General features: G+C 68.1%; 19 protein-coding genes. 11 read left to right on the top strand and 8 right to left on the bottom strand.

Translation table 11 applies throughout. From position 1 onward, the window contains the following. The first annotated feature begins 54 nt into the window (after nt 1-54). The 3 genes from coxB to P1K88_RS05690 are packed head-to-tail and all read left to right on the top strand — an operon-like array spanning nt 55 to nt 3673. Nucleotides 55-843 carry a cytochrome c oxidase subunit II gene (gene coxB, locus P1K88_RS05700; RefSeq protein WP_276413244.1) on the top strand — a complete coding sequence of 263 codons (789 nt, stop codon included), beginning with the start codon at nt 55-57 and terminating at the stop codon, nt 841-843. Next, complete coding sequence (locus P1K88_RS05695) at nt 840-3404, top strand: cbb3-type cytochrome c oxidase subunit I (protein ID WP_276413242.1); 2565 nt, start codon at nt 840-842, stop codon at nt 3402-3404. The genes coxB and P1K88_RS05695 overlap by 4 nt, the downstream gene beginning before the upstream one ends. Nucleotides 3405-3406: 2 nt before the next feature. Next, on the top strand, nt 3407-3673 hold the full coding sequence (locus tag P1K88_RS05690) for a cytochrome C oxidase subunit IV family protein (protein WP_276413240.1): 267 nt from the start codon (nt 3407-3409) through the stop codon (nt 3671-3673). Nucleotides 3674-3715: 42 nt separating this feature from the next. On the opposite strand, the gene P1K88_RS05685 is transcribed toward P1K88_RS05690, so the two are convergent. Together P1K88_RS05685 and P1K88_RS05680 are read right to left on the bottom strand one after the other, a co-directional pair. Next, on the bottom strand, nt 3716-4468 hold the full coding sequence (locus P1K88_RS05685; protein ID WP_276413239.1) for a response regulator: 753 nt from the start codon (nt 4466-4468) through the stop codon (nt 3716-3718). Nucleotides 4469-4537: 69 nt separating this feature from the next. After that, nucleotides 4538-4981, bottom strand: coding sequence for a hypothetical protein (locus P1K88_RS05680; RefSeq protein ID WP_276413237.1), 444 nt, complete (start codon nt 4979-4981; stop codon nt 4538-4540). Between the two features lie 297 nt (nt 4982-5278). Here P1K88_RS05680 and P1K88_RS05675 point away from each other — a divergent pair, with 297 nt between their 5' ends. Together P1K88_RS05675 and P1K88_RS05670 are read left to right on the top strand one after the other, a co-directional pair. After that, nucleotides 5279-6679 (top strand): APC family permease, encoded by a 1401-nt coding sequence (locus P1K88_RS05675; RefSeq protein WP_336407607.1) that lies wholly within the window; start codon nt 5279-5281, stop codon nt 6677-6679. Between the two features lie 3 nt (nt 6680-6682). Continuing rightward, nucleotides 6683-7336 (top strand): potassium channel family protein, encoded by a 654-nt coding sequence (locus P1K88_RS05670; protein WP_276413232.1) that lies wholly within the window; start codon nt 6683-6685, stop codon nt 7334-7336. 1 nt (nt 7337) lies between these two features. Here P1K88_RS05670 and P1K88_RS05665 read toward each other — a convergent pair whose 3' ends face one another. The 4 genes from P1K88_RS05665 to trxA all read right to left on the bottom strand — a co-directional run bounded on the left by P1K88_RS05665 (nt 7338) and on the right by trxA (nt 11441). Further along, the gene (locus P1K88_RS05665; RefSeq protein ID WP_276413231.1) at nt 7338-8246 is read right to left on the bottom strand and encodes an NAD(P)H-binding protein; all 909 of its coding nucleotides are present in this window, start codon (nt 8244-8246) and stop codon (nt 7338-7340) included. 245 nt (nt 8247-8491) lie between these two features. Then, nucleotides 8492-10411 (bottom strand): ABC transporter ATP-binding protein, encoded by a 1920-nt coding sequence (locus tag P1K88_RS05660; protein WP_276413229.1) that lies wholly within the window; start codon nt 10409-10411, stop codon nt 8492-8494. A gap of 46 nt (nt 10412-10457) precedes the next feature. After that, nucleotides 10458-11051, bottom strand: coding sequence for a DUF192 domain-containing protein (locus P1K88_RS05655; RefSeq protein WP_276413228.1), 594 nt, complete (start codon nt 11049-11051; stop codon nt 10458-10460). A gap of 123 nt (nt 11052-11174) precedes the next feature. Beyond that, a complete protein-coding gene (gene trxA / locus P1K88_RS05650; protein WP_276276444.1) occupies nt 11175-11441 on the bottom strand; it encodes a thioredoxin in 267 nt (88 codons plus the stop codon). A 247-nt stretch (nt 11442-11688) separates the two neighbouring features. On the opposite strand from trxA, the gene P1K88_RS05645 reads away from it, so the two are divergent. The 3 genes from P1K88_RS05645 to P1K88_RS05635 are packed head-to-tail and all read left to right on the top strand — an operon-like array spanning nt 11689 to nt 13655. Then, nucleotides 11689-11844, top strand: a complete 156-nt coding sequence (locus P1K88_RS05645) for a preprotein translocase subunit Sec61beta (RefSeq protein WP_276413226.1) — start codon at nt 11689-11691, stop codon at nt 11842-11844. Between the two features lie 39 nt (nt 11845-11883). After that, the gene (locus tag P1K88_RS05640; protein WP_276413225.1) at nt 11884-12258 is read left to right on the top strand and encodes a DUF7532 family protein; all 375 of its coding nucleotides are present in this window, start codon (nt 11884-11886) and stop codon (nt 12256-12258) included. Continuing rightward, nucleotides 12255-13655 carry a ribonuclease FAU-1 family protein gene (locus tag P1K88_RS05635; RefSeq protein WP_276413223.1) on the top strand — a complete coding sequence of 467 codons (1401 nt, stop codon included), beginning with the start codon at nt 12255-12257 and terminating at the stop codon, nt 13653-13655. Before P1K88_RS05640 ends, P1K88_RS05635 begins: the two co-directional genes overlap by 4 nt. A gap of 6 nt (nt 13656-13661) precedes the next feature. On the opposite strand, the gene P1K88_RS05630 is transcribed toward P1K88_RS05635, so the two are convergent. After that, entirely contained in the window at nt 13662-15062 is a 1401-nt protein-coding gene (locus P1K88_RS05630) for an LVIVD repeat-containing protein (protein ID WP_276413222.1), read from the bottom strand. A gap of 55 nt (nt 15063-15117) precedes the next feature. Continuing rightward, nucleotides 15118-15699: an LURP-one-related/scramblase family protein gene (locus P1K88_RS05625; RefSeq protein WP_276413221.1), complete on the bottom strand. Its 582-nt coding sequence runs from the start codon at nt 15697-15699 to the stop codon at nt 15118-15120. 105 nt (nt 15700-15804) lie between these two features. On the opposite strand from P1K88_RS05625, the gene uvrA reads away from it, so the two are divergent. From uvrA to P1K88_RS05610, 3 genes are all read left to right on the top strand, one after another. Next, entirely contained in the window at nt 15805-18774 is a 2970-nt protein-coding gene (gene uvrA / locus P1K88_RS05620) for an excinuclease ABC subunit UvrA (protein WP_276413219.1), read from the top strand. A 70-nt stretch (nt 18775-18844) separates the two neighbouring features. After that, nucleotides 18845-19606, top strand: a complete 762-nt coding sequence (locus P1K88_RS05615; protein ID WP_276413218.1) for a hypothetical protein — start codon at nt 18845-18847, stop codon at nt 19604-19606. Nucleotides 19607-19649: 43 nt separating this feature from the next. Beyond that, nucleotides 19650-21506 carry a S9 family peptidase gene (locus P1K88_RS05610; RefSeq protein WP_276413217.1) on the top strand — a complete coding sequence of 619 codons (1857 nt, stop codon included), beginning with the start codon at nt 19650-19652 and terminating at the stop codon, nt 21504-21506. Nucleotides 21507-21526 lie beyond the last annotated feature (20 nt).

The raw sequence follows: 21526 nt of genomic DNA, 5'->3' as shown, positions 1-21526 counted from the left end.
TGTCGCCGGTCTGTCCACAATGACTAATAGGTACTGGTATGAACGCTTACCAAGATGCCGAGTGATACGATAGCACACGCCGTGGGGGTACCGCTCCATGGGGGCGGCGTCAGGGCGCCGGCGGACGTGTTCAACAGTATCTTCGAGGTGTTCCTCGTCCTCGGGACGGTCGTGGGCATCGTCGTGGTGACGTACACGATGTACCACGCCATCAAGTACCGGGACTCCGGGAACACGGACGACCCGTACGCGGGCACGGTCGAACGGCCCCAGCTGGGCGAGAAACCCACCGGCGGGACGGGTGGCCGGAAGGTGTTTTACTCGTTCGGAATCAGCGCCGTCATCGTCGTCTCGCTCATCGCGTGGACGTACACGACGCTGCTGTACATCGAGAACGGGCCCGACGAGTCCCAGGCGGCCATCGACGCTATCGAGATAGAGGTCGAGGGGTTCCAGTTCGGGTGGAACTTCATCTATCCCAACGGACACGAGACGAACTCGCTGATCGTGCCCCAGGACCGGGTGGTCAGGTTACAGGTGACGTCCCTGGACGTGTTCCACAACTTCGGGATCCCGGAGTTGCGGGTCAAGACCGACGCACTCCCGGGCCAGTACACCACCGCGTGGTTCACGGCCCCCGAGACCGGCGAGTACACCGCCAAGTGCTACGAGCTGTGTGGGACCGGACACTCGCTGATGGTCACCTCGGTCGAGGTCGTCCCCCAGTCGGAGTACGACGAGTGGTACGAGGGCACGCAGTCGAGCGGTAACGAGACCAACGGGAACGAGACGGCAGCTCTCGACGCCGGAGCGACCAATACGGTCGGAGGTGTCCCGACATGAGCCACGACCACGAACACGGCCTGCCGCCGAAGTCCTCCATCAGTCGCTGGTTCCTCACGACCAACCACAAGGACATCGGTATCCTCTATCTCATCACCGCGCTGTTCTTCCTCGTCTTCGGCGGCATCCTGGCGCTACTCTTCCGTCTCGAACTGCTGTCTCCCGGGGCGGATCTGCTGGGCCAGATGGGGTACAACCAGGCCGTCTCGACCCACGGCCTGCTGATGGTGTTCTGGTTCATCTCGCCCTTTGCCTTCGGCTTCGCCAACTACCTCGTCCCGCTCCAGATCGGGGCCGACGACCTCGCGTTCCCCCGGCTGAACGCGCTGTCGTACTGGCTCTACCTCTTTTCGGGGATCTTGGTGGGCGTCTCCTTTTTCCAGGGTGCGACGTTCGCCGGCGGGTGGACGATGTACGCGCCGCTGAACACGCCCGCGTACATCCCCGGCGAGGGGCTTGGCGCGACGTCGGTCGTCCTGGCGCTCATCATGTTCACCGCCGCGGTGACGATGGGGTCGGTGAACTTCCTGACGACGATGTACCGCATGCGCGCCGAGGGGCTGCGGATGCGCGACATCCCCATCTTCTCGCTGTCGATCAACCTCACCGTCTGGATGATGCTCTTTGCCTTCGCGGCGCTGCTGGCCGCCCTGATGATCCTGGCGTCGGACCACGTCATCGGGACGACCTACTTCCAGTTCGCCAACGACGGGACGACCATCGGGACGAGCGCGGAGAACCCCGGGGCGTCGTTACTCTGGGCGCACCTGTTCTGGTTCTTCGGCCATCCGGAGGTCTACATCGTGTTCTTCCCGGCCCTGGGCGCGATGGCCGAGATCTTCCAGACGTTCACCGGGCGACGACTGGTCGGGCGCAAGTGGTTCATCATCTCGATGGTGCTCGTGGCCATCCAGTCCTTTATCGTCTGGATGCACCACATGTTCCTGACCGGCATCAACCTGCCGATCAAGACCATCTTCATGGCGACGACCATCGGCATCTCGCTGCCCTTCGACCTGATGGTCTTCTCGCTCATCTACACGATGGCCAAGGGGCGGGTCCGGTTCAAGACGCCGTTCCTGTTCGCGCTCGGGGCCCTGCTGCTCTTTATCGTCGGTGGCATCACCGGCGTCTTCCTCGGGGCCATCGTGCTCGACTACCAGTTCCGGGGCACCTACTGGGTGGTCGCACACTTCCACTACGTGATGTTCGGGGGTGCGACAGCGCTCATCGGGGCGCTGTACTACTGGTACCCGAAGATGACCGGGAAGATGTACGACGAGTTCCTCGGGAAGGTCCACTTCGCGGCGTTCTTCGTCGGCTTCAACCTGCTGTACTTCCCGATGTTCATCGCCTGGGAGACGCCGCGGCGCGTCTTCGAGTACCCCGCGGACCTGACCATCTGGCACAACCTCTCGACGGTCGGCGGGTTCATCCTCGGGGCGAGCATGCTCGTCATGTTCTACAACCTCTTTGTCAGCATCTGGCGCGGCGAAGACGTCGGTGAGAGCCCCTGGAAGTACGCCAGTACCGCCGAGTGGGCCGTCGCCTCGCCCCCGCGACTGGAGAACTTCCCCGGCCTGCCGTCGTACGCGAGCGGGTCGCTCGAGTTCCTCGACGACGAGGAAGTCGCCGAGCGGACCGACAGGCCCGCCGGCGCGGGCGTCGCCGCCGACGGGGGCACGGCCTCGGACGGCGGGACCGCCAGGAACATCCGGGCGGTGACCGCCCCCGCGACGGCGACGGCGACGACCCACGAGACCGCCGGTGAGGACCACGCCAGCCACGCGAGTTTCTGGCCCTTCCTGGTCAGTCTCGGCGGCTTCGTCGCGTTCCTGGGCCTCTCGGGCGTCCGGACCGGGAGCGTCGTCTACGTCGGCATGGCGGCCGTCGGCGGTCTGGCCACCTTCGGGTCGCTGGTCGGGATGACCCGCGAACCGTTCCACGCCCCGGAGATGGCCATCGCCGAACGGTGGCCCTTCGAGGGCGTCGAGAAGATGAAACTCGGGCTGTGGACGTTCCTCGCGAGCGACGTGGTCCTCTTCGGTGGGTTCATCGGGTCCTACGCCTTCGTCCGGGTGGCCTACGGCTGGTCGGACTGGCACCACGACCTCATCCCGGCGGCACACGTGACGATGCCGGGGCTCATCAACACCTACCTGCTGCTCACGTCGAGTTTCCTCGTCGTGCTGGCGATGGTGGCCGCGAAACGCGAGTGGCGCGGGGCGACGACGGCCTCGCTGGCGGGCACCTTCGCGCTCGGCGTCGGCTTCCTCGTCAACAAGGGCATCGAGTGGAACCACCTGTTTCACATCCACAGCGAGATGTTCCCGAACGGCTGGAACCTCTCGACGAACATCGGGTCGTCGACGTTCTACCTGACGACGGGGCTCCACGGGGCCCACGTCGTCGTCGGGCTCGTCATCTGTGGGTACATGACCATCCGCGCCTGGAACGGGGCCTACCAGGGCGACGACAAGCCGATAGAGTACTTCGGGCTCTACTGGCACTTCGTCGACATCGTCTGGCTGTTCCTGTTCCCGCTGTTCTACATCCTGTGACCATGGACTGGAAAGGCTACACCCTGATATACGTCGTACTGTTCGTGTTCGCGACCATCCAGGCCGTCGTGGAGTTCGTCGGCCTCGTCGACAGCGCGTACTGGCTCGCGTTCGGCGTCATCATGGTGCTGTCGGTCATCAAGGCCGTCGGCGTCGCCGCGTACTACCAACATCTCGTCTCCGAACCGCGCGCGGTCACCTACATGATACTGGGCGGGACGCTCGGTGCCATCGCGCTGACCGGGGCGGCGGCGTACTCCATCGTCTGAGGCGCCGGCCGCCAGAGGACCGACTGCCGGAGACGAGGGGGCTCAGGCCTGCTTCCGGATCGTCGAGTCGTCGAGTTCCGAGACGGCGATGAGCAGGCGGCCGTCGTCCAGCGCCGTCACGAGTTTCGACTCCGTGAACCGCGAGTCGTCCGAGCGGAGTCCCTCGCTCCGCCCGGTCCACTTGCCGCCACGCTCGACGACGGGCAGGACGTGCGTGCGGATGTGCTCGACCTCCGCCTCGGGATGGAGTTCCGTCCAGTGTTTCCCGGTGAGTTCGTCCGCCGAGTAGCCGTACAACGAGGCGTAGGTGTCGTCGACGTCGTCGAAGAGTTCGTCCCGCCCGACGACGCCGACGCCGTCGAGTTCCGTCTCCGTCTCGGGGTCGAACGCGCCGTCGGACTCGACGGCGTGGGACACCCGGCGGATCAACATCGTGTACTGGTCCAGCCCGTATCCCTTGCGCAGGTAGTCCGTGAGACCCACCTCGACGATTTCGGCGGCGATGTCGCCGGTCTCCGCGCCCGAGAACAGTAAGACGGGGAGCTCGGGGTGGGACTCCCGGACCGCCCGCAGGAACTCGATGCCGTTCATCTCGGGCATGTTGTAGTCGCTGATGACACAGTCCAGCGCCGTCTCCTCGTCCCGTAGCAGGTCGAGGGCCGCCCTCGGGGACGACTCGGTTCGAACCGCACATTCGACGCCGTTTCCCTCCCGTTCGAGCTGGAGCTTGACGAGGTCCAGCAGGTCGGGGTCGTCGTCGACGTGGAGAATTGAAAGCCGGGTGGTCCCGTTCATCCTGGTCAGAGTAGAGTGGAGATACGTATATATCGACGATACCAACGCTGTTACCCGTTCGTCGCTGCCTCAGGGCAACAAGAGCGTCACGGTGATGGCGACGAGGAACAGCGTGCCCGCGACGGTGGCGGACTCTGCGGCCGCGAGGGAGCTCGGGTGGCCCCGGCGCTTCGCCGAGAGGTAGACGCCAAAGAGGAGATAGCCGACGAGCACCAGCCCCCCGCCGGCGGCGAGGGCGGGCCCGGCGAGACCGCCGCTCCCGTCGGGCGCGGAGATGACCGCCACTCCGCCGACGACGAAGCCGACGACGAGCAGCGTGAACGCGACGACCCACGCGGACGTGTTGCCGGTCAGTCGGTCGAGCGTGCTCGCCCGCTGGACGCCGGGCGACCACCCATGGCTGGAGACGGCCGGTGAGTACTGATACCACCCGCGGGCCCGTCCGAGCCACAGCAACACGCCGACCACGAGCAGGCCCATCACTCCCGTACTCGCCAGATACGCCGTTGTCATGTCATGCAACTACATGACACTCCGTAATAATCGTTTATCCGACCGGACCGCCGTCGTCTGAAGGTACCGACGGTTCTCGGCTCGCGCCAATCACCCCCGAATTAAAAGTGGGAACGGACAGATTATGCCGGTGATGCGCGAGAGTCCGTCCGGAGACGGAAGAATCACGAGACGGCCCCGACCCGGTCCGTGCCGGCGAGGGCCGCGGACCCGAGAGACGGCGAATCACGCACGGAGGCGAAGGTGAGCCAGCAGGACCGCTCGCCGGAGGCCGATCTGGGCCTGCTCGATGCGACGATGATCGGCATGGGCGCGATGATCGGCGCCGGCATCTTCGTTCTCACGGGCCTGGCCGCCGAGATAGCCGGGCCCGCGGCGATTCTCGTGTTCGCACTCAACGGCGTCGTCACGGCCTTCACCGGTCTGTCCTATGCCGAGCTCGCCGCTTCGATTCCCAAGAGCGGCGGCGGGTACGCCTTCGTCCGCGAGGTGTTCGCCGACCTCCCGTCGTACCTGATGGGCTGGATGCTCTGGTTCGCGTACATGATCGCCGGCGCGCTGTACGCGCTGGGTTTCGCCCCGAACTTCCTGGAGCTGCTGCACGTCTACGGCCTCGTGCCGGCGCCCGAGGAAGTGGGCGCCGTCGCGCTCCCGGTCGTGGACCTCGCACTCCCCGCCCCCTTCTTGCTCGCGTTCGCGGCGGTCCTGGGACTGGTCTCGCTGAACGCCGTCTCGACGGCCGCCAGCGGGAGCCTCGAGACGGCCTTTACCATCATCAAGGTGAGCATCCTCGTGGTGTTCGTCGCCTTCGGCGCGACGGCACCGATGTTCTCGACGGCGGAGTTCCAGCCCCTGTTCCCGGCGGATGGAGGCGCGCTGGCAATCCTCCCCGCGATGGGGCTGACGTTCATCGCCTTCGAGGGGTACGACCTCATCACCACGGTCACCGAGGAGGTCGAGAACCCCCGCGAGAACATCCCGAAAGCCATCTTCGTGAGCCTCGCGGTCACGGTGGTCGTCTACCTCGCCGTCGTGACCGTCGCCGTCGGGACCCTGGGTGCACAGGGACTGGCCGAGGCCGGCGAGGCCGGCATCGCGCAGGCGGCGACGTCGTTCATGCCGACGGGGCTGCCCATCATCCAGAACGGCGGAGCCATCATCGTCTTCGGGGCGGTGTTCTCGACGCTGACGGCGCTGAACGCCGTCGTCATCGCCTCCTCGCGGGTCGCCTTCTCGATGGGGCGAGAGGGGCAGTTGCTCCCGTCGTTCGGCCAGATTCACCACCGCTACGGGACGCCGTTCGTCGCCATCGTCGCCTCGGCGGCGGTGATGCTCGGGTCGGTCGTCTTGCCCACCCAGAGCGCCGGTAACATGTCGAGTCTCTTCTTCCTGCTTTCCTTTATCGTCGTCAACGGCTCGGTCATCAAGCTGCGCCGGGAGCGACCCGACATGAACCGACCCTACGAGATGCCGTTCTACCCGGCGCCACCGGTCATCGGCATCGTGTTGAACCTCGTGTTGACCGTCGTGCTGATCGATTTCCTCGTCCGAACCGACCCGCTGGCGCTGGCACTCAGCGGCGCGTGGATCGGGCTGGGCGTGGTCACCTACGTCGCACTGAATCGCCTTCGTACGGACCCGGGCGCCGCCGAGGGGACGGCGGCCGGCAAGGAGCAGGTTCCCCTGGAGGACGACTGAACCATGGTAAGCAAACTGGACGTCATCGTCGCGGGCGGCGGCCGTGTCGGCTTCGAAACAGCGACCATCCTCGACGACCGGGGCCACGACGTCACCGTCGTCGAACGCGACCAGGAGCGGGCCGACGCCGTCTCCGACGAGTACGTCGCGACGGTGATCTCCGGCGACGCCTCGAACCCGTCGATACTGGAACAGGCCGGCGTCGAGGGCGCCGACGCCATCGCCGGCCTGACCGGCCAGGCGGGCCTGAACCTCGCGGTCTGCATGGAGGCCAAGGAGATGACGCCGGGCATCCGGACCGTCGCGCGCATCGACACCCGGGCCAAGGAGTCGTACACCCGGTTCGTCGACACGGTCCTGTTCCCCGAACTGGCGGGGGCCCGGACCGCGGCGAACGAGATCATCGGCAGCGACGTCGAGACGCTCGCGGACGTCACGGGGACGCTCGACATCATGCAGATCCGCGTCGCCGAGGGCGCGCCGGCCGCCGGCCGGAAACTCTCCGAGGTCCGGTTCCCGGCCGGGACGCTGGTCGTCTCCGACGACGACGGCAACCGCATCGCCCGGCCGGAGACGACCCTCGACGCCGGCAAGCGCTACGTCGTCGCCGTCGAACCGGACGTCGCCGAGGAGGTGATGAATCTCATGCGCGGGTGACTCAGGCTTCGACGGGGCGGCGCTCTGCCCGGTCGCGCTCCGTGCCGGCCAGCCTGACTGCCTCCCGGAACGGCGTCGTCTCGACGGACACGTACGACTCGATGCTGTCGTCGGTGACCACGACCGAGTTCTGGAGCCCGTCGACCAGCGGCTTGGCGACGCTGACGGGGACGTCGGTCACCAGTCTGAGCCAGCGGGCCGACAGCCCCGGCGAGAGGACCGGCACGGGGACGATGACCGGGTGCCGGTCGAACAGAATCTCGGCGGTCTGGAGCAGTATCTCCTCGTAGGTCAGTACGTCCGGGCCGCCGATTTCGAACGTCCGGCCGGCGGTCTCGGGGGTCTCGAGGACGCCCACGAGGTAGGCGACGACGTCGTCGACGTAGATGGGCTGGCAGTCCGTCCGGACCCAGCTCGGGGTGACCATCACCGGGAGGCGCCTGGCGAGCTGGCGGATGACCTGGAAGCTCGCGGACCCGTCGCCGATGATGATGGCCGCCCGGAGCACCGTCAGGTCGGCCGCGCCGGTGGCGAGCAGGCGCTCGACCTCGCGCCGCGACCGCAGGTGATCGGAGAGGTCGTCCTCTTCGTGCCCCAGGCCGCCGAGGTAGACGATGCGGTCGATGCCCGCTGCGTCGGCAGCTGCGACGAAGTTCCGGGCCGCCCGCCGGTCGCGCTCCTCGAAGTCCTCGCCCGCCCCCATCGAGTGGACGAGGTAGTAGGCGGCGTCGACGCTCGGAAGCGCGAGGTCCGGGTCGAGTACGTCGCCCTGGACCACCTCGACCCCCGCCGGCCCGTCGTAGGTCGCGGGGTCCCGGACGAGCGCGACCACCTCGTGGCCCACCTCGCGCAACGCCGGGACGAGGTGGCTGCCGACGAACCCTGTCGCTCCAGTGACGAGGACGCGCATACAGACCTGTACGACCGCAGACGCTTTAATCACAGCCCTGACTGGGAACGGTTGTCGGGTGAGTGCGTACGATTGTGAACAGCCAGACGGCCCTCGCCCCGTTGATTGGGCACCGAAGTGGGGCAGGACGGGGCGGTATCGGCACGTCGCCCCCGATGCCTTCCGGGGGGGTGGCCCTTCGCAGACTGTCGTCTGAACGTACGCTCTGCCGGCGAGAGGCCGTCGACGGGGGGTTCCGGGCCGGCTCAGTCGTCGGCGTCCGTCCGCGCCCGCCGGCGAATCGCCCGCTGGACAAAGTCGTCGGGCAGTTCGTCGATCTCGCCGGCCTGGACCGCCCAGAGATTCGCGTACAGCCCCTCTTCGGAGAGGAGCCGCTCGTGGGTGCCACGCTCGACGACGCGGCCGTCCTCTAAGACGAGGATGACGTCCGCGTCCTTGATAGTCGAGAGGCGGTGGGCGATGGCGAAGGTGGTCCGGTCGGCGGTCAGTTCGTTCAGCGAGCGCTGGATGAGCAGCTCCGTCTCCGTGTCGACGTCGCTGGTCGCCTCGTCGAGGACGAGGATCTCCGGGTCTTTCAGCATCGCGCGGGCGATGGCGATGCGCTGGCGCTGGCCGCCCGAGAGTTTGATCCCGCGTTCGCCGACCTTCGTGTCGTAGCCCTCCGGGAGGCTCTCGATGAACTGGTGGGCCTCGGCGGCCTTCGCGGCGGCGACGATCGCCTCGTCGCTGGCGTCGAACGTGCCGTAGGCGATGTTGTCCCGGACCGTCCCGTAGAAGAGGAACGTCTCCTGGCTGACGTAGCCGATGGCCTGGCGCACGCTCGGAATCGTCACGTCCCGGACGTCCTGGCCGTCGATGCGCACGGCCCCCTCGTCGACGTCGTACATCCGCATCAGGAGTTTCAGCAGGGTGGACTTCCCGGCACCCGTGGGGCCGACGAGCGCGACCGTCTCGCCGCCCTCGACGTCGAAGGTCACGTCCTCGACGACAGGGTCGTCCTCGCCGTAGCCAAACGAGACGTCGGCGTACTCGACGGCACCCTCGGTGACGCGAAGCGGGGCGGCGTCGTCGGCCTCCTCGAGTCGCCCCGGCGTGTCCATCAGGCCAAAGACCCGCTCGGCGGAGGCGTAGGCCCGCTGGTACATGTTGATGATCTGTCCGAACTGGGCCATCGGCCAGACGAACCGCTGGGTGTAGATGATGAACGCGACGAACTGCCCGGGGCTGAGTGTCGTGGTTATCGGCCCCGGGGGCCGACCGAGAACCATCAGACCCCCGACGACGAACGTGACGACGAAGCCCAGCCCCGAGACAAGCCGCAGACCCGGGAAGAAGGTGATCCGCGTCTCGATGGCGTCCCAGTTGGCGTCGAGGTAGTCCTGCGAGCTGTCCTCGACCCGGTCGGCCTCGTAGGGTTCGGTGTTGGCCGTCTTGATGATCTGGATGCCGCTGAGGTTGTTCTCCAGGCGGGAGTTGAGCGCGCCGACCGACGAGCGCACGTCGGCGTACTTTGGCTGGATGGTCTCGATGAAGCGCTTGGTGAACACGGCGATGATCGGCACGGGCAACAGCGCCACCAGCGCGAGTTGCCAGTTCATCACAAACAGGTAGGCGGCGATGCCGACGACCATGATGATCAGCCGCGAGGCGGAGTTCAGGCCGTCGTTGAGGAACTTCTCGAGGCGGTTGACGTCGTTCGAGAGCACCGACATCATCTCGCCGGTCTGCTTGTCGGCGAAGAAGTCCATGTTCAGGCGCTGCATCGTCTCGTAGGTGTCGGTCCGCACCGCGTGCTGGACGTGCTGGGCGAACTTGTTCCACCCCCAGTTGCGACTCCAGTGGAACAGGGCCCCGAAGACGAACGTGGCCGCGATGAGTCCCGTCGTCAGGAACAGCTGTCCCACCGGATCGGTCGGGAGCCACGCGTCGGGGACGCCCCACAGCGAGAACGCGGTCTCGTCCTGGATGACGGCGTCGATGGCGACGGCCAGCAAGAGCGGCGGCAGCAGGTCGAGCATCCGGGCGGCGACGGAGCTGACGAGTCCGACGACGAACGCGGGACGCTGTCCCTTCCCGTACTGCGTGAACAGCCGGAACATCGGACGGTCGGCGCGCTCGCGGGCGTCCTCGAACGCGTCGTCCTCGGTGGCCGCGTCGATGTCCATTGGTCACAGATTGGACCGGACGCGCAAAAGGTCGTCGGGGCCGCCGTCAGCGGACGGCGTCGGGGAGTTCGACCCGGTCGCCGACGCCGACACCGGTCCGGTTGGCCCATCCCCGGTTGACCTCGAGGACGTACAGCCCGCGACCCTCGTAGCGTTCGAGGTCGGAGTTGCTCGTCCCCTCCGGGGGGAGCGAGGCGTGGTGGATGGTCGTGATCGTGCCGTCGGCCGCGACGAAGACGATGTCGAGCTCGAAGGACATGTTCCGCATCACGTAGGCGTGACGCCCCTCATCGTCGTGGACGAACAGCATCCCCTCGTCGGGACCCATCGACGGCGTCTCACTGAGGCCGACGTAGCGCTGCTGGAAGGTATCGGCGATACGCACCTCGACCGTCGCGAGCACCGGTCCGGTCGAGTCGTTGCGAACGGCGACGGTCGTCCCGGCCGGCTCGGGGGTCGCGGTGGCCGTCCGGGTCGGCGCGTCGCCGGCCGCGTCTGTCCCCTCGCGGACGGTCACGGTCCCCTCCTCGTACTCGCCGACGCCGAGCAGGCTCACCCACAGGCCGGACTGGAGGACGACGGCGGCGAGGACGAGTGCGACGGCGGCCGCGACGACGACCGCGAGCGCACGGCGTTCCATGCCCGACCGATGGGCTGGGCGGTGGGTAACGCTGTCGGTGTCGGGGACAGCGGAGGCGGGCGAACGACCACTGCGGCGGTCACCGCCGACGCCGGCCGCGAACGCCGCTGGAGAACAGTCGGCTCAGGCGCTCGCCTGCTGCAGTGCCGCTTCGATGTCGTCGGCCTGTGTCACGCCGACGAACCGCTCGACGATGCCGTCGTCGTTCTCGATGATGAGCGTCGGCAGCGACCGGACCTGGTATTCGTTGGCGATGTCCTGCTCCTCGTCGACGTCGATCTTCTCGAACTCGACGTCACCCCATTCCTCCTCGAGCTCCTCGAGAATCGGGTCCTGTGTCTTGCACGGACCGCACCAGTCGGCGTAGAAGTCCATGAGTGTAACCGTCATTGTACTCTCCCCATCGTTGTCCGTGAAATCAGATAAGGGTTATCAATGTGTGTTGACGCCTCACAACCCCGAATACAGGGGTCATAGCGGCGATAAGTTGGCGTTCGGTCGATTCTCCGGAGCGAAACCGACGGGATTCTCGAGACGGGGGACGTCCGGCGCTCGTCCGGACGTCCGTGACGCCGGTGGCTGGGGTCGCCCGGACAAAGGCGAAAGGCTTAGGCGGCCTGAGACGACAGGATTGACTATGAGCAGCGACAGCGGCGGACTGATGTCCAGTGCCGGACTCGTCCGGTACTTCGACGCCGAGGACACGAAAACCATCCGTATCGACCCGCGAACGATCGTCGCCTCCGGCCTCCTCTTTGGCATCCTGATGCTCGTGCTGAACGCGATGGCCTGAATCCACGACGTTTTCTTCCCCGGCCGTCGAACGTCGGCTATGCACTTCACACGACGCGAACAGCGGGCGCTTCGCGACGCCGGCGTCGACCAGGAGACCATCGAGGCAGCGTCGGCGGCCGTCGTCGAGGCAACCGAAGACGCGGCCGGGTCCCTCGAGGCCTTCTTCGAGGGGCGAGGGACGGTCTACTCCGACATGGACCTCGCCCACAGTTCGAGCGATATCCAGGAACACGACGTCGCGTACCTGGACCTGTTCACGCACGCCGACGACATCCGGGGGTACCTCCGGTTCGACACGTGGGGCGTCCCCGTCGAGGACGGGCGGGTGCTGGGCGACGACGTCGTCGAACTGTCGCTGGGCCCGACGGTCGATTCGCGGGTCCGCTTTGGCGCCACAGAGGACGTGTTATGACCGTCCGGGTCAGGGGCATCTACGCGACGGCGCTGACCCACCTGCTGACCGAGGCGGGCGTCGACGTGGTGCAGGCGTCGGGGCCGATACGGGAACGGTTCGACGCCGACTTCGCCACGCGGCACGCCGCCGTCGCCGTCGAGACGACCGGCGACCAGCAGGGCGTCGGCGTCGTCGGCGACCCCGAGCGCGTCGACGCGGTCCTGGACCTGCTCGCCGACCTCGGCCGGGACACGCTCTGGTGGGACGCACCGCTGCCAGCGGGCGCGGTGTACGCGGGCGAGGTGACCGAGACCCTGGGGAGCGGGGCCGTCGTGGACTGTGGCGACGGCGAGGGCTTTCTCCCCTACGGGAACGCCGCCGACCGGGTCGAGACGGGTGACTGCCTGCGCGTCCAGGTCGTCGACGCCAGCGCCCCCTGGACGGACGGCCGCCCGGTGCTCTCGACCACGCTTTCCGTCGGCGGCGAGGTGCTGACGCTGACCCGCGGGCGCTCGAACGCGACCACAGCGGGCGGCCCGGCGATGCTGGACGTCGTCGACGCCACCCCCCGCGAGGGCTGGGGCGTCTCCTGGGAGGCCGCGAGCGACGAGGCCGGGTTCGACGCGCTGGCCGACGCACTCGAAGCGGCCAACGAGCGGGCCGCGGCCATCGACGCGGCACTCGCGGACGCGGCGCCGCCAGCGGAGACTGCACCCGCCGGCTACGTCGACGACGAGCGGACGGTCTGGGTGTGGTTCGGCCGCGAGAGCCGCTTCGCGCTGGACGAGCACCGCCGCGCGGTGACGACGACGATGGCCGGCCACCACCGCGTGAAGGCCGGCGACCGGGCCGCCAGCGCCGCCGTCGACTACGTCGAGGCGCTGTGTGCCGACCCCGGTGCCGGCGAGGAGACGGACTTCCCCTTCGCCGTGACGGCCCGGCAGTTCGGCCCCCGCGAGGGCGACACGCTGGGGGTCGGCCACGGCAAGCCCGACGGCCGACTCGTCACGCTGAGCAGCGGCGAGGTCCAGTCTGTCGACCCGGACGGGACGGTGACCATCGAACGCGAGATGGGCGGCGGCGGGACCTACGACGCGCTGGGCACCCCTATGGAAGCCGGTGACGTCGCCCTGACGAAACTCAAGGAGGGACGCTGGTGGTACCCGACGACCTACCGCGGCGACGACGGGACCGCGAAGGGAACCTACGTCAACGTCTGTACCCCAGTCGAGATCTTCCCGGACGCGGCTCGCTACGTCGACCTGCACGTCGACGTGGTGAAACACCCGGACGGGACGGTCGAGCGGGTCGACGACGACGAACTCGCGGCAGCCGTCGAGACCGGGAACGTCCCGGAGGCACTCGCAAAGCGGGCGCGGAGCGTCGCGGCGGCCGTCGAGAACGCACTGCAGTAGGCCCGGTCAGCGCCGGTGCCGGCAGGCCCACAGCGCGACTGCCGAGAGTGCCGCCCCGACGCCGAACCCCGCGCCGCCGGCACCGGAGACGGCCGGGTCGTCGCCGGCCTGTGACTCGTCGGTCCCCGTCGTGCCGTCGGTCCCCGTCGCGCCGTCCCGGGGCGGGTCCGGGAAGGTGTAGAGCCCGGGCTGGACCTCGACCCCGCCGAGCGCGTTCGTGCTGGTGGCGGCGACTGTTCCCGCGGCCCGCTGGGCGGTCCAGAACGACGCGCGCTGGCTGTCGCGCCAGGCGAACACCTCGCGGGGGGCCGTCGGGTCGGAGACGTCGTGGACCGTGAGGCCGCCGAGGTACCACGAGGCGTAACACCGCCCATCGACGAGTTCGAAGTTGTGGGCCGTCGTCAGGACGCCGTCGCGCGTCGGGTTCTCCGAGGGTGGCGGCTCGATGGTCGCGAGGGCCCGGGGCGCCGTCGGGTCGCTGACGTCGAACAGCTCGATGCCGCTCGGCCCGCCGGCGCCGCCCTCGAGGCCGAACGTCTCGCTTCCCACCCCCAGGAGTGCCGCGTCCTCGCCGACGGTGACGTAGTGGTCGTTGCCGGGCGGGACGCGACTCTCGCGCCCGGGGTCGTCGACGGCCGCAAGCGTCGCCGGGTCCCGGCCCCGCACCTTCGAGACGAGTTCGGGCGCGGTCGGGTCCGAGACGTCGAGTATCCACGTCCCGGCGTCCCAGTGAGCGAGGTAGGCGCGGTCCCCCTGGACGGTGACGTCGTGCAGCGAGCGCAGGCCGGGCGAGACGTCCCGCCAGCGTGCGTCGACGTCGAACAGCGACCACGTGCCGGCCTCGCGTTCGGTTTCCGTGTCGACGACGACCAGCGGGTTCGCCTCGCGGCTGTTGGCGGTCAGGTAGGCGAAGCGGCCGTCGAAGTCGCAGTTGTGGACGGTCGAGTCGAACTCGTAGCCGGCGACTCGCCGTGGGTCCCGGCGGTCGCTCACGTCGTAGACCACGAGGCCGCGGGCCCCCTCGCTGGGGTGTGCCGGCCCGACGACCAGCAACCGGGACCCGCTGACGGCGAGGTCCTGGACGCGCTGCATGGGGCCGTCGGCGCTGTCGGCCAGCAGGTCTGTCTGTGTGCCGAGACGCCGCGGGTCCGACGGTGACTCGATGTCGACGACGACGAACCCGTCGCCGATAGCGACGTACGCCGTGTGGCCGTCTGGGCTGACGACGGCCTCGTGAGCAGCGGGGAGGTCGAGGACTCCAAGGGGCCCGTCGCCGGTCGGCGTCCCGGCGGGCGTGCCCGGGGTACCGTCGTCTGTCGGCGTCGGGTGGCCACGGGCGGTTCCGACGGCGAGGCCGGAACCGACGCTGGCGACCCCGATACTGCGGAGGAAGCGTCGACGGCGCATACCCACGTTCTGACCGGAAGCCAGAGAAGGGTTCCGGTAGCGTAGCACCCCCGCCTCAGTTGCCCTGGATCGCGTCGATGACCATCGCCGCGGCGACGACCGGTTCCGTCGGCACGTCGCTGGCGTCGTCGATGATAATCTGGTAGCGGTCCTTCAGGGAGAACTGGCCGTCGATGCGCCCGACGTGAGCGCCGTTCGCGTCGGTGATCTCGTACTTGTGGGGAATCCACTCGCCGAACGGGAGGACGTTCCGGAGTATCGTCACCAGCGCCCCGCGGGAGTCGATTCGGGCCAGTTCCTCGCCGGTCCCCGGGTCGCGAATCCGCCAGGTGTCCTGTAGCAAGGAGAAGTCGTTGTCCAGCACGACCACCTCCTCGCCGGTCCGGGAGTCGGTGAGGACGTAGTTGCCGGCGACGTCGAGCATACTCGCCGCTTTCACCGTGAACACGTCCTCGCCGTTCCCGTCGACGAACGGGAACTCCTCTTTGAGTTTGAACAGCTTCTGCTTGCCGCGGAGGACGACGTTGCCGGCGGCGTCCATCGCCTTGTACTTGTTGCGCACGAGGCTCTGTTCGACGGTGTAGGAGTCGTCGGTGAGGGCGAGACCGCTGATGTCGTACGTGGAGGGCGTGCTCATACCCCCGAATGCACCGGTCAGGACCTTCAACGTGTTGGCGCGGCGCCCCCTCGTCCGGGCGCAACCGACAGCGTTTCCCCGACCCAATCCCTGGACACGCCATAGATGAGTAAAGACGTCATCGAGGTCACGGGCGCAGCGGAACACAACCTCAAGGACGTCGACGTGGAGATTCCCCGCGAGGAACTCACCGTCGTCACCGGCCTCTCGGGGTCGGGGAAGTCCTCGCTCGCCTTCGAGACGGTCTACGCCGAGGGCCAGCGGCGCTACATCGAGTCGCTGTCGGCGTACGCCCGGAACTTCCTGGGCCAGATGGACAAGCCCCAGGTCGAGAACGTCGAGGGGCTCTCGCCGGCGATCTCCATCGACCAGAAGAACGCCGCGAACAACCCCCGCTCGACGGTCGGGACCGTCACGGAACTCCACGACTACCTCCGCCTGCTGTATGCCCGCATCGGCGTCCCGCACTGCCCGGAGTGTGGCCGCGAGGTGGGCGAGCAGTCGGCCCAGAACATGGTCTCGCGCCTCCTCGACCTCCCCGAGGGGACCCGCGCGAAGCTGTGTGCGCCAGTGGTCCGCGACCAGAAGGGCGCCTTCGAGGACCTGTTCGACGAGCTCGTCGGCGACGGGTACGCCCGCGTCGAGGTCGACGGCGAGGAGTACGACCTCACGCTGGACCGCCCCGACCTGGACGAGAACTACGACCACACCGTCGACGTCGTCGTCGACCGTATCACGGTCTCGACGGAGGCGCGATCGCGGATCACCGACTCCGTCGAGACGGCGCTCGGGGAGGCCGAGGGGACGCTGAAGGTCGTCCTCCCGGACCCGCCCGGGGGTGTGGCCGACGCGCTCGGCGGGTCGACCAGCCGTCGGACGGGCGACCTGGCCCACGACGAGGCGGACGCCGGGAGCGACGACCGCCTGGTCGTCGAACTCTCCGAGGACCTCGCCTGTACCCACTGTGGCATCGACATCTCCGAGATCGAGACCCGGTCGTTCTCGTTTAACTCCCCGCACGGTGCCTGTCCGGCCTGCGAGGGGCTCGGCGAGACCAAGGAGGTCGCCGAGGACCTCGTCGTACGCGACGAGAGTAAACCGCTGAAAGACGTCTTCGAGCCCTGGAGCTACGACCGGACGTACTACTCCCGGCAGCTGGACAACGTCGCCGAGCACTTCGGCGTCTCCGTCCACACGCCCTTCGAGGACCTGGACCCGGGGATTCGCCGGCAGTTCCTCTACGGGACCGACGACGTCGTCCACTTCCAGTGGCGCACCAAGAACGGCACCCGTGAGAAGACCGAGCGCTTCGAGGGCGTCATCCCCAATCTCGAGCGCCGGCACGTCGAGACGGACTCGGACCGCGCCCGCGAGCACATCGAGGACTTCATGGCGACGACGACCTGTCCCGACTGCGAGGGGACGCGCCTGAAAGCCGAGTCCCGCGCGGTTCTGGTGGACGGCACCGCCATCACCGAGGTCAACCAGATGTCGATCGGCGACGCGCTGACCCACTTCGAGGGCCTGGAGGCGAACCTCTCGGCGCGCGACCGGAAGATCGCCGAGGAGATCCTCAAGGAGATCCGCGCCCGCCTGGGCTTCATGAAGGAGGTCGGCCTGGAGTACCTGACGCTGGACCGCGAGGCCGCGACGCTCTCGGGCGGGGAGAGCCAGCGCATCCGCCTGGCGACGCAGATCGGCTCGGGACTCGTCGGCGTCCTCTACGTGCTCGACGAGCCCTCCATCGGCCTGCACCACCGCGACAACGACCGCCTGCTGAACACCTTAGAGGAACTGCGCGACCTGGGCAACACCCTGCTGGTCGTCGAACACGACACCGAGACGATGCGGCGGGCCGACAACATCATCGACATGGGCCCGGGTCCCGGCCGGCGCGGCGGCGAGGTGGTAGTCAACGGCCCCGTCGAGGAGGTGATGGCCGCCGACGACTCCGTGACCGGCGAGTACCTCTCCGGGGAGCGGGCGATTCCGGTCCCGGAGGAGCGTCGACCGGGCGACGGGACGCTCACCGTGCGGGGTGCCCGCCAGCACAACCTCGCGGACCTCGACATCGAGTTCCCGCTGGGGACGTTCACAGCCATCACCGGCGTCTCGGGGTCGGGTAAGTCGACGCTAATGCACGACGTGCTCTACAAGGGCCTCGTGCGCCGGATGAACGACACCGACGTGAACCCCGGCGAGCACGACGCCATCGAGGGCATCGACAACATCGAGACGGTCCGGTTGATCGACCAGTCGCCAATCGGCCGCACGCCCCGGTCGAACCCCGCGACCTACACCAACGTCTTCGACCACATCCGCGAGCTGTTCGCCGAGACCAGCCTCTCGAAACAGCGGGGCTACGAGAAAGGGCGGTTCTCCTTCAACGTCAAGGGCGGCCGCTGTGAGGGGTGTGGCGGCCAGGGCACCGTCACCATCGACATGAACTTCCTCTCGGACGTGGAGGTGCCCTGCGAGGAGTGTGGCGGCGCCCGCTACAACGACGAGACGCTGGACGTCACGTACAAGGGCGCGACCATCGCCGACGTCCTGGAGATGACCGTCGAGGAGGCCTACGACTTCTTCGAGAGCCACAGCGGCATCCGGCGGCGCCTCCAGCTCCTGAAGGACGTCGGGCTGGACTACATGAAACTCGGCCAGCCCTCGACCACCCTCTCGGGCGGGGAGGCACAGCGCGTCAAACTCGCAGAGGAACTGGGCAAGAAAGATTCCGGCGAGACGCTCTATCTGCTGGACGAGCCCACCACCGGGCTCCACCCCGAGGACGAGCGAAAGCTCATCGACGTGCTCCACCGCCTGACCGACGACGGCAACACCGTGGTGGTCATCGAGCACGAGCTGGACCTGGTGAAGAACGCCGACCACATCCTCGACCTCGGACCGGAGGGCGGGGAGAACGGCGGGACGCTCGTTGCCGCGGGTACCCCGGAGGAGGTCGCACGGACCGAGGAGTCCTACACCGGCCAGTACCTCCGCGACCTGCTGCCCAGCGTCGACCTGGAGGGGCCACGGGCCGACCGCGAGGTGGCCCAGCCGGCCGCCGACGACGACTGAGACAGGGTGGGTCGACCCCCTGGCCGACTGCGGACCAACGTTTTTGTTTTCGGCGATTGAGGCCGCGGACATGGCAGGTGCGACATCTGACCAGGTGCAACGGAAACGGGGTCTCGGGGGACTCGCGCAACAGGCGAACCCGGCGTTCGCGGTGGGGGCGGTGGCGGTGCCGCTCCTGGCGCTCGCGGCCGCGCTGGTGACCGGGAACCTCAGGTCGCTCACGTACGTCCACGTGATGGCCGGGGTGCTGTGGACCGGCATCGACCTGTTCATGGGGCTGGTGCTGGGGCCGGTGCTGGGCAGCCAGGAACCCGAACAGCGGGCGGCGTTCTTCACGACGTTCACGCCGAAGATGACCTTCCTGATGCCGGCGCTGGCGGTGGTGACCATCGTCGGCGGCATCGTGCTGGCGCTCAGACTCGGGAAGTTCCCCAACGCCGACCCGTGGCTGGCGCTCATGACGGCGGCGACGCTGATCCCCGTGGTGGTGCTCATCGGGTACCAGTTCGACGCGCTGACCGACCCGAAGACGCTCGTGGCGCTCGGCGTGGCAGTGGTCGGGTCGGGGGCGTATCTGGTGACGACCCTGCCGGAGTTCGCGATGACCTCGCCGTGGATCGTCGCGGCGCTGGCGATCGTCACGCTGCTGTCGGTGCAGGGCTTCGGCGTCATCCTCCCCGGCGAGATACGCATCTACCGGCAGGTGGTCTCGGCGGACCCCGACGTCGACCTCATATCGGACATCGGGATGCGAAACGCCAAGCTGGGCGGTATCCAGGGCCTGATGCAGCTGGCTATCGTCTTCGTGATGGTCGGCATCCGGTGGACGTGATAACCGAAACGTTATCTGGGACTCGCACAAGGTGTCAGATAGAATGACATTACTCGACGGTGGAGACTCGCTCGAGGCGCTGGCCGAGCTCCCGACCATCGCTCATCCCACCGCGTCGCCCGACGGCGAGGCCGTCGCCCTGTACTACGACGGGACCGGGCGCAACGAACTCCACGTCGTCGACGTCGAGACGGGCACACTGACCCAGTGGAGCGACGGCGAGGTACCCGGGGACCCACGCTGGCACGTCGAGTGGAGCGCCGACGGCGACCGGGTGTTCTTCCACCGCGACGAGGCCGGCGACGAGCAAAACGACGTCTACGCCATCGACGCCGAGGGCCGCGTCGAACCGGTGGTCCGGATGGACGGCCAGGTGACCGTCGAGGACGTCGGCGCGGACGGGCGGACGCTCCTCCTGGGCGGGACCCGCGACGGCCAGCGGAACCTCTACTGCCACGACCTGCGGACCGGCGAGACGACGAAACTCACTGAGTACGAACGGCCCGTCCGGAATGCGGAACTCTCCCCGGACTGCGAGCACGTCGCCTACGCAACCAACGAGACGGCGGACTTCGAGAACCTCGACGTCTACGTCGCCGCGGCCGACGGGTCGGACCCGCGGGTCCTGCCCATCGGCGAGACGGGCGCGGAGACGGTGCCCGTCGACTGGGGGCCCGGGGGCAATCGTCTGCTCGTCGCGGACAACAGCGCCGACCTGATGCGGAGCGCCGTCTACGACCTCGAGACGGGCGGCGTTCACTGGTTCGGCAGTGGGTACGAGGAGGAGCCACACTGTTTTCTGCCAGACGGCGAGCGAGTCGTCGCGCTCCGGACCCGCGAAGCGACGACGCTGCCGGTCGTCTACGACGTCGGGGGACGCGGCGAGGAGCCGGTCTACCTGCCGGAGGGGGTCAGTTCGTTCGGGCGAACCGCCACCCTGGGCGACGACCGTCTCCTGTTGACCCACACGACGCCGACACAGCGGCCGGAGGTCCTCGTCTACGACCTCGCCACCAAGGAGGCCTCGACGGTACTGGGCGCGGAGTACGGTCCGTTCAGCCCGTCTGATTTCGCCGAGGCGGAGTACGTCACCGTCGAGTCCGACGGCGTCCCGGCGACGCGCCAGGCGGCCGTCGAACACGAACCGGCCGCGTCCCTGGAGATCGGGGCGCTACTGTACGACTCGGGGGCGCGGCCGTCGCCGCTCGTCGTCACCCCCCACGGCGGGCCGCGGACGATGAACACGAAGGCGTTCGACCGGTACGCACAGTTCCTCGTCCAGCAGGGTTACAGCGTTCTCCAGGTGAACTACCGCGGGTCGTCCGGTCGCGGCCGGTCGTTCGTCCGCGAGCTGTACGACGATCGGGGCGGGGCCGAACAGGGCGACGTGGCGACGGTGACCGAACACGTCGTCGCGGAGCGCATCTGGATCGACCCCGACCGCGTCGCCGTCTTCGGCGCGTCCTACGGCGGGGACTCGACGTACTGGCAGCTGGTCCAGTACCCGGACCTCTACGACGCGGGGGTCGCCTGGACCGGGCTGACCGACCGGCCGCGTATGTACGAGACGACGATGCCACACTACCGGACGGAACTGCTGGAGAAGACCCTCGAGACGCCCGCGGACACCCCCGACCAGTACCGGGAGCGCTCGCCGGTCGACTACGTCAGCAACCTCTCGGCCCCGCTGTTGGTGCTCCACGACGTCACCGACCGGGGCGTCCCGGGCTCGCAGGCCCGCCGGTTCCGCCGGGCACTCGACACCTACGGCTACACGGAGGCCGAGGAGGGCGACTACGAGTACGTCGAACTCGGCGGGGAGAGTCACGTCCCCTCGGACGTCGAACAGAAGAAACGCCGCTTTCGCCTGCTCGCGGACTTCCTCGACCGGCGGCTCTGACCGGTCGCGCCGCCAACAGA

The sequence above is a fragment of the Haloarcula halobia genome, from assembly GCF_029338255.1.
Lineage (GTDB): Archaea > Halobacteriota > Halobacteria > Halobacteriales > Haloarculaceae > Haloarcula > Haloarcula halobia.
Note: the sequence above shows the minus strand (reverse complement) of the source record. Positions and strands in the feature narration are given on the sequence as shown.

Coding starts and splice junctions, on each gene's coding strand:
- coxB (WP_276413244.1), top strand. CDS start 55: ATGCCGAGTGATACGATAGCACACGCCGTGGGGGTACCGCTCCATGGG.
- P1K88_RS05695 (WP_276413242.1), top strand. CDS start 840: ATGAGCCACGACCACGAACACGGCCTGCCGCCGAAGTCCTCCATCAGT.
- P1K88_RS05690 (WP_276413240.1), top strand. CDS start 3,407: ATGGACTGGAAAGGCTACACCCTGATATACGTCGTACTGTTCGTGTTC.
- P1K88_RS05685 (WP_276413239.1), bottom strand. CDS start 4,468: ATGAACGGGACCACCCGGCTTTCAATTCTCCACGTCGACGACGACCCC.
- P1K88_RS05680 (WP_276413237.1), bottom strand. CDS start 4,981: ATGACAACGGCGTATCTGGCGAGTACGGGAGTGATGGGCCTGCTCGTG.
- P1K88_RS05675 (WP_336407607.1), top strand. CDS start 5,279: ATGATCGGCATGGGCGCGATGATCGGCGCCGGCATCTTCGTTCTCACG.
- P1K88_RS05670 (WP_276413232.1), top strand. CDS start 6,683: ATGGTAAGCAAACTGGACGTCATCGTCGCGGGCGGCGGCCGTGTCGGC.
- P1K88_RS05665 (WP_276413231.1), bottom strand. CDS start 8,246: ATGCGCGTCCTCGTCACTGGAGCGACAGGGTTCGTCGGCAGCCACCTC.
- P1K88_RS05660 (WP_276413229.1), bottom strand. CDS start 10,411: ATGGACATCGACGCGGCCACCGAGGACGACGCGTTCGAGGACGCCCGC.
- P1K88_RS05655 (WP_276413228.1), bottom strand. CDS start 11,051: ATGGAACGCCGTGCGCTCGCGGTCGTCGTCGCGGCCGCCGTCGCACTC.
- trxA (WP_276276444.1), bottom strand. CDS start 11,441: ATGACGGTTACACTCATGGACTTCTACGCCGACTGGTGCGGTCCGTGC.
- P1K88_RS05645 (WP_276413226.1), top strand. CDS start 11,689: ATGAGCAGCGACAGCGGCGGACTGATGTCCAGTGCCGGACTCGTCCGG.
- P1K88_RS05640 (WP_276413225.1), top strand. CDS start 11,884: ATGCACTTCACACGACGCGAACAGCGGGCGCTTCGCGACGCCGGCGTC.
- P1K88_RS05635 (WP_276413223.1), top strand. CDS start 12,255: ATGACCGTCCGGGTCAGGGGCATCTACGCGACGGCGCTGACCCACCTG.
- P1K88_RS05630 (WP_276413222.1), bottom strand. CDS start 15,062: ATGCGCCGTCGACGCTTCCTCCGCAGTATCGGGGTCGCCAGCGTCGGT.
- P1K88_RS05625 (WP_276413221.1), bottom strand. CDS start 15,699: ATGAGCACGCCCTCCACGTACGACATCAGCGGTCTCGCCCTCACCGAC.
- uvrA (WP_276413219.1), top strand. CDS start 15,805: ATGAGTAAAGACGTCATCGAGGTCACGGGCGCAGCGGAACACAACCTC.
- P1K88_RS05615 (WP_276413218.1), top strand. CDS start 18,845: ATGGCAGGTGCGACATCTGACCAGGTGCAACGGAAACGGGGTCTCGGG.
- P1K88_RS05610 (WP_276413217.1), top strand. CDS start 19,650: ATGACATTACTCGACGGTGGAGACTCGCTCGAGGCGCTGGCCGAGCTC.